At 62.0% G+C, this 6981-nt stretch carries 8 protein-coding genes and 1 riboswitch; of the genes, 6 read left to right on the forward strand and 2 right to left on the reverse strand.

Annotated features, from left to right (window positions below):
* Window positions 1-117: 117 nt before the first annotated feature.
* From AC097N_RS12770 to AC097N_RS12780, 3 genes are read left to right on the forward strand one after another with little or no spacing between them, the layout of a single operon-like run.
* Window positions 118-957 (forward strand): MlaE family ABC transporter permease, encoded by an 840-nt coding sequence (locus tag AC097N_RS12770; RefSeq protein ID WP_479581403.1) that lies wholly within the window; start codon window positions 118-120, stop codon window positions 955-957.
* 22 nt (window positions 958-979) lie between these two features.
* Window positions 980-1927 (forward strand): MlaD family protein, encoded by a 948-nt coding sequence (locus AC097N_RS12775; RefSeq protein WP_479581404.1) that lies wholly within the window; start codon window positions 980-982, stop codon window positions 1925-1927.
* Window positions 1924-2601: a hypothetical protein gene (locus tag AC097N_RS12780; RefSeq protein ID WP_479581405.1), complete on the forward strand. Its 678-nt coding sequence runs from the start codon at window positions 1924-1926 to the stop codon at window positions 2599-2601. Before AC097N_RS12775 ends, AC097N_RS12780 begins: the two co-directional genes overlap by 4 nt.
* A gap of 33 nt (window positions 2602-2634) precedes the next feature.
* Here AC097N_RS12780 and AC097N_RS12785 read toward each other — a convergent pair whose 3' ends face one another.
* Both AC097N_RS12785 and AC097N_RS12790 read right to left on the reverse strand, forming a co-directional pair.
* Window positions 2635-3861 carry a multidrug effflux MFS transporter gene (locus AC097N_RS12785; RefSeq protein WP_479581406.1) on the reverse strand — a complete coding sequence of 409 codons (1227 nt, stop codon included), beginning with the start codon at window positions 3859-3861 and terminating at the stop codon, window positions 2635-2637.
* 10 nt (window positions 3862-3871) lie between these two features.
* Window positions 3872-4348: a CopD family protein gene (locus tag AC097N_RS12790; protein ID WP_479581407.1), complete on the reverse strand. Its 477-nt coding sequence runs from the start codon at window positions 4346-4348 to the stop codon at window positions 3872-3874.
* Between the two features lie 146 nt (window positions 4349-4494).
* Window positions 4495-4651: riboswitch (FMN riboswitch) on the forward strand.
* Between the two features lie 78 nt (window positions 4652-4729).
* Here AC097N_RS12790 and AC097N_RS12795 point away from each other — a divergent pair.
* The 3 genes from AC097N_RS12795 (at window position 4730) to AC097N_RS12805 (ending at window position 6869) form a co-directional block, all read left to right on the forward strand.
* On the forward strand, window positions 4730-5203 hold the full coding sequence (locus AC097N_RS12795; RefSeq protein WP_479581408.1) for a 6,7-dimethyl-8-ribityllumazine synthase: 474 nt from the start codon (window positions 4730-4732) through the stop codon (window positions 5201-5203).
* 140 nt (window positions 5204-5343) lie between these two features.
* Window positions 5344-5616 carry a helix-turn-helix domain-containing protein gene (locus AC097N_RS12800; protein WP_479581409.1) on the forward strand — a complete coding sequence of 91 codons (273 nt, stop codon included), beginning with the start codon at window positions 5344-5346 and terminating at the stop codon, window positions 5614-5616.
* Window positions 5613-6869, forward strand: a complete 1257-nt coding sequence (locus tag AC097N_RS12805; protein WP_479581410.1) for a HipA domain-containing protein — start codon at window positions 5613-5615, stop codon at window positions 6867-6869. Before AC097N_RS12800 ends, AC097N_RS12805 begins: the two co-directional genes overlap by 4 nt.
* The last annotated feature ends 112 nt before the right edge of the window (window positions 6870-6981 follow it).

Below are 6981 nucleotides of genomic sequence, written 5' to 3' on the forward strand. Positions count from 1 at the left end.
GTCCCCAGCAGCGTCCAATACCGATGCTCACAAAAGCTCATACTTTCACGGTATGCCTTTCTCATCCCGTTGGCGTCTTGTCTATTTGCGAGGCAGGCATCTCGCTATCATCCGCCCATGCCTGCCCGCTCTTACCGCCACCTGTTGCCCGACGCCTGGGGCCCCGCGCTCATGAAGGGCATCGCCAGCTGGTGGCACCTGGTTCACTTTCTGGGCATCGTGCTGGTGGTGGTGCTGTCGCCCTCCACCTACCACCGGGTCAACCGCGCGGCCACGTCCCAATACATCTACACCAGCACCTGGCAGGTGCTGCCGTGGTTCACGGCGCTGACCGCGCTGCTGAGCCTGGTGCTGATCCGCATCGTGGTGGTCTCGGCCCAGAGTTACGGCCTGTCGCAGTACGCGCTGGAGATGGTGGTGCGCGTGCTGGTGCTGGAACTCATTCCGCTGTCGGCCGCCATGTTTGTGGCGCTGCGCTCGGGCATGGTGTTCAACGCGGGCGCCTTGGGCGTCCTGCCACCACCTGAGCCCCTCAAGCAGCAAGCCAAGCCCCACCGGCGATTGAGGCTGCACTGGGTGGTCTCCCTCAGCATGCAACGCCTGCGCAGCGAGCTGGTGCCGCGCGTGCTGGCGGAGGCCTTTTCGGTGCTGGCCATGGCCACCGTCAGCAGCGTGATTGCACTGGTGCTGGCCTACCTCACGGTGTACGGCCTGTCGCCCTGGGGCCTGCAGTTTTACACCTACAGCGTGGCCCGGGTGTTTGACCTGACGGTGACCCTGGGCTTTGCCCTCAAGACCCTGTTCTTCAGCCTCGCCGTGGCCGTGGTGCCGATGGCGGCCAGCCTGGAGGCCGCCCAGCAAACCGCCACCTACAGCACGGTGCAGCCCGGCGCGGTCCGGTTGTTTTTGGTACTACTATTGATCGAGGCCGCCTCCCTGGCGGTCAAGTACATCTGAGCCCCACCCCACGACGTATCGCATGGAACCCGAATCCGAACGCCTGCCCCAGCCCGAGCCGTCCATTGCCGCCGTCGAACGCAAGGCGGTGGTGCTGCTGATCCTGATCACCCTGCTGGCCTGCAGCTTTTTGGGCTACGTGATGTATGCGCGTGGCGTGTTCGAGAGCAAACAGGCGCTGGTGCTGTTGGCCGATGACGCCGAGGGCGTGACCGTGGGCATGGAGCTGACGTTTTCGGGCTTTCCCATTGGCCGCGTGACGCGCATTGAGCTGGCCGCTGACGGCAAGGCCCGCATGCTGATTGACGTGCCCCACAAAGACGCGCACTGGCTGCGAACGTCGAGCATCTTCACCATGGAACGCAGCATGGTGGGCGAGACCCGCATCCGCGCGTTCAGCGGCATGCTGGCCGACCCGCCCCTGCCCGCCAACGCCGAACGCACGGTGCTGCGCGGCGACACCAACGCCGAAATTCCGCGCCTGGTGGCCTCCACCCGCGCCCTGCTGGAAAACCTGGAGAACATGACCGGCCCCGAGTCCAGCATCAACACCAGCCTGGGCAATCTGCGCAGCGTCACGGACCGGCTCAACGGCCGCTACGGCGCCCTCGGTGTGGCCCTGGGCAGCGAAGACAACGCCAAGAAAATCATCACCACCCTGGACCGCGCCAACGCCCTGCTGGCCAAAACCGACCAGCGCGTGTTTGGTGCCAACGGCGTGATGGACGGTACCCAGGCCGCCGTGAAACAACTCACCAGCGTGCTGACCGATGTGCGCGCCAGCCTGCAAAAAGTCGATGCCGTGCTGGTAGAGGCGCAAGCCGTGGGCGCCAATGCCCGCGTGGCCACCACCTACCTGGGCGCCCTGCGCAGCGAAGTGGAGATCAGCCTGCGCAAGGTCAGCCAACTGGTGGACGAGGTCAACCGCAAATGGCCTTTTGCCCGCGACACCGAGATCAAGCTGCCATGACAACCACGTTCCATTGGCGCTCCCTGGCAGGCACGGCGGCCTGCGCCCTGCTGTTGTGCGCCTGCGCCAGCAAGCCCCTGCCACCGGCCTGGCAAGGCAATGCGTTTTCAGCACTCCAAGGCTTCACGAACAATTACCTGAGCGGGAACACCCGCCTGGCCGACTTTGAATTTGCCCGCGCCCGAAGCGAGATGGCCAGCACCGGCCGGGCCGACCTGGTGGCCCGTGCCGAGCTGACGCGCTGCGCCACGCGCGTGGCCAGCCTGGAGTTTGACAACTGCGCGCTCTACCAGCCGCTGGCCCAGGATGCCGGTGCTGCGGAACAAGCCTACGCCGCTTACCTGACCGGTCAATGGACGGGGCTGAACGTGGCCTTGCTGCCCGAGCAGCACCGCGCCATCGTGTTGAGTGCAACGGCCAGCAAACTGGATGCGATCGAAGACCCGTTGGCACGACTGATAGCCGCTGGCGTCTTGCTGCAGACCGGCCAGCTAACACCCGCGGACATCACCACCGCCACCGAGACCGCCTCCCGCCAGGGCTGGCGCCGCCCGCTGCTGGCCTGGCTGGGCGTGCAGCTCAAGCGTGCCAACGCAGGAGGAGACATCGAGGCGGCAGCCCGCCTGCAGCGGCGTATCGACCTGGTCTTGCAGGCGCCTGCCAAAACTCAATGAGCCCGGTTTAGCGTGGCGTGCGGGTGATGGGGGTCAGGCCGTCATCCGGCCAATTTCAGGCCAGCGTTTGCGCATCACCACCCAGGCCACCAGACCCACACACATCATGGCCAGCGACGCGGCTGCCATCGCCACGGTGGAATGCATCACCAGCGGCGCAATGCCCCCCGCCACCAGGCCATTGGCGCTGGAGGCAATGAACGCCTGCAGCGACGACGCCATGCCCCGCCGGTCCGGGTGCAGGTCGAGTACCAGCAGCGTCACCACTGGCACCATCATGGCCCAGCCAAAGGAAAAAATGGCAATCGGGAGCAGCGCCCACGCCACATGGGCCTTGAATAACAGGTTGGCCACGAGATTCACAATCGCAATGGTCAGCATGATGGAAAAGCCGTACTTGATCTGCTGCTTGGGCGCCAGCTTGCCCGCCATGCGCCCACTCACCCAGGCCCCGCCCATGATGCCGCTGATGGTGAGCACAAAGAACCAGAAAAACTGCGTCGGCGCCAAAGCCAGGTGGTCACCCAGAAAAGCCGGTGCTGACAAGACATACAAAAACATGCCGTTGAACGGCACGCCGCTGGCCAGCGCCAGCAGCAAAAAGCGCGGGTCACGCCCCAGCGTCCAGTAGCCCTGCATCAGGTTGCTGACCTTGAGCGGCTGGCGGTGGTCCAGGTGCAAGGTTTCCGGCAACAGCTTGTAGTTGGCCGCCCACAGCACCACGCCCACCCCGGTCAAAAACCAGAAGATGCTGTGCCAGTCCAGGTGCACAAACAACCACCCCCCCACAATCGGCGCAATGGCCGGGGCCACACCAAAGTAGATGGTGATCTGGCTCATCACCTTTTGCGCCTGCTCGGGCGCAAACATGTCGCGCACCACCGCACGTGCCACCACAATGCCCGCGCCGGTCGTCAGCCCCTGCATGGCCCGAAAAAACACCAGCTGCCCGATGCTTTGCGACAGCGCGCACCCCATGGACGCCAGCGTAAAAGCCGCCAACCCCCACAGCACCACGGGCCGGCGCCCCAGGCTGTCAGACAGCGCGCCATGAAACAGGCTCATGAACGCAAACCCGAACAGATAGGCCGACAGCGTCTGCTGCATCTGCACCGGCGTGGCACCCAGCGACTGGGCGATGCCCGCAAACGCGGGAATGTAGGTGTCAATCGAAAACGGGCCGAGCATGCCCAGGACGGCCAGCAGCACGGCCAGCGCCCAGCGTGGTGCCCGCCAAAGTTGTTGTGCGTCCGGATTCATGGGCTCAATATCAGCTGGACGCGCCAAACAAGGTGACCGCCACAATCACCACGCCAATCACGAGGTTGACCGTCACCCACAGGCGAATACTCGCCAGTGCAGCACCGCCGGCCGGCCAGGCCGCCGCCGTCACGGCCCGCGTGAGGCGCTTGTAAAGCGCAAAACGAATGTGGCCAAAAATGGCGACCATCACCACGCCCAGCAGCGCCATGACCATCCACTCAATCGGCATGTTGAACTTGACACCCGCCTGCACCATCTGGCGGGCCATGCGCCCGATCATCCACGTGCCCGTGGCCAGCACCAGCCCGGCGGCGATCAGCACCGCATTGAAGAAGCGGCCCAGCACATCGTGCATCAGGCGCACCCGGTCAGGCGCCTCCAGCCGGGCCACGGCCGGGCGCAAAAAGAAATGGGCAAACACCATGCCACCAATCCAGACAATGATGGACAGCAGGTGAATGGTTTTGAGAGCAGCGTAAAACATGGTGAGGACGATCTGGGGCGATCAACGGTTGGTGAATTGACAAGTGTGCCTGATCTTGCCAAACGCGCCAGAAGTCCTGCGGCCTGACGCACAGGAACTCGCTCAACACGCATACACTCGTCGCCTCTGCACCTTCGTGTGCAGAACAGCGTTCTCAGGGCGGGGTGAAATTCCCCACCGGCGGTGATATCACTTTGGTGAGCAAGCCCGCGAGCGCCCTTGGGTGAATTACACCCGGGGGGTCAGCAGATTTCGGTGCGATTCCGAAGCCGACGGTCACAGTCCGGATGCAAGAGAACGTATGGTTTGCGCCGTCTGTGGATACCGGACGGCGTGAGCATACGTGCGTCCTGGGTTTGAAACCATTTTTCATGCATCCCTATGACCTCGTCTTCCAGCACCCCTACCCCTGTTCGCGTCGCCTTCATCCAGGCCACTTGGCATGCCGACATCGTCAACCAGGCGCGTGATGGCTTCCTGAGTGAAATGGCGCGCCACCACATCGACCGCTCGTCCATTCAGGTATATGAACTGCCCGGCGCCTTCGAGATTCCGCTGCATGCCAAAAAACTGGCGCAGTCGGGCCAGTTTGACGCGATCGTGGCTTGCGGCCTGGTGGTGGACGGCGGCATTTACCGCCACGACTTCGTGGCCAACGCCGTGATTCAAGGGCTGATGAGCGTGCAACTGGACACCGGTGTCCCCGTTTTTTCTGCGGTGCTCACGCCCCACCACTTTCATTCACACGGCGAGCATCAGCAGTTTTTTGGCGATCATTTCATCCAGAAGGGTGTCGAGGTTGCCCGGGCCTGCCTGAACACCGTAGCCAGTCTGCGCAAACTGTCCGTTGTCTGAGGTCACACATGCAACTTGGCCTTGGAGAACTGACGTCTGCCCAAATGCGAGGCCTCTTGAAATTACTCTTCGGTAATTTTTCATTGACCACCGGCTTCAAACAATTTAAAATTACCTCTCGGTAACTTTTAAGGGTAGTGATGACAGAATCATCCATAAAAATCCTGAGCGGTAATATTGCGCCGTCATTGGTGGTCCGCTCGGCGACCGATGTAGGGCAGATCGTGCGTGATCAACGCCAAGCCCTGAGCCTGCGCCAGATCGACCTGGCAGGTATCGGCAACACAGGCAATCGCCTGATCGTGGACATCGAAAAGGGCAAGCCGACCGTGCAGTTACAAAAGGTGCTCGACGTGCTGGACTTGCTGGGCCTGGAGTTAATCGTCAGGCACAAAACTTCGAGGTCACTGTGAGGCAAAGACCGACCGCACTGGATGTTTTCTACGGCGCGGAGCGCATGGGCACGGTCCATGACACCTCGCCTCTGGCATTTGAATACACCCAGGCCTGGCTGGACCGGCAAGATGCCTTCCCCCTGTCCGTGATCAAGCTTCAGGGCGGCATGATCGACTCGCCGCATGTGCAGGCGTTCTTTGAGAACCTCCTGCCTGAGGGCGAGTTGCGCATCTACCTGTCCGAACAACGCAAGGCGTCCACGCTGTTTTCCCTGTTGCTTGAAGTGGCCGGCGACACCGCAGGTGCCTTTGTCATGCTTCCCCATGGGCAGACGCCTGAAGCGCCAGAGTACGAGCCCACGACCTGGGCGGCGCTGGCAAAAATTGTTAAAAACAAGTCCGCCGCTGCAATACAGATCCAGGGAGAAAACACCCGAATTTCCCTGGCTGGCGCGCAGGACAAAGCGTCGATTGCCATCTTCGACGGCAAATCGCCGCTCTTGCCCAAAGGCTCGGCGCCGTCAACACACATCCTCAAGCCGGACATCCGACGCCTGGCCAAGGTCAGGGAGTCCGCCGCCAACGAGGCCATCATCATGCGCACGGCGGCCCACTGTGGGCTTCATGCCGCCCAGGTTTTTTACGAGCCGTTGACCCACTCCTGCATCGTCGAGCGCTTCGACCGGGTTACCCGTGTCGACGGCACGCTCGGGCGCTTGATACAGTACGACTTCTGTCAGATCGCAGGCCTGGACTCAGAGAGAAAATATGAGAAAGAGGGCGGCCCCGGCGCTGCTCAATGCGCACAAATCATCCGCCAATACAGCGCTCGTCCGGCCGTGGACCTCCAGGCCTTCGCGCAGTGGATTTTCTTCAACATCTACGTGGGCAACAACGACAGTCACGCCAAAAACCTCTCGGTCTATGAGCGTCCTGGCGAGGGCGTCCGTCTCACCCCGTTCTACGACATCATGTGTACCCGGATCTACCCGGGCTTGTCCAAAGAGTTTGCGTTCAATATTGGCGGCGAAGTGCACCCCGGCGACATGGGAAAACGCCACGTACAAGGTCTGGCTGCGCAGGTTGGCATGGGATCGAAATATCTGCAATCGGTGGCGTTGTCATTGGCAGCCAAGGTGCCTGATGCCATCGATAAGGCCACCAGGGAGATCTATCCAGACCTCACCAGGAGCGGGCAAACGTTTGCCGAAAAACTCGGCATGGAGGTGAAGTCAATCACGAAGCGTGCTGCCGCTCGAATCAATGCCTAAGGCAATGCTGATTAAGGTCCACGCCACCCGAGGGTGAAACGTTACATGTCAATGAAACAACAAACCTTGGCGATGGCCGCCGATCAAGGCTCAGGATACGAGCAGTACCGCA

This window comes from Rhodoferax sp. LS1R11, assembly GCF_056521395.1.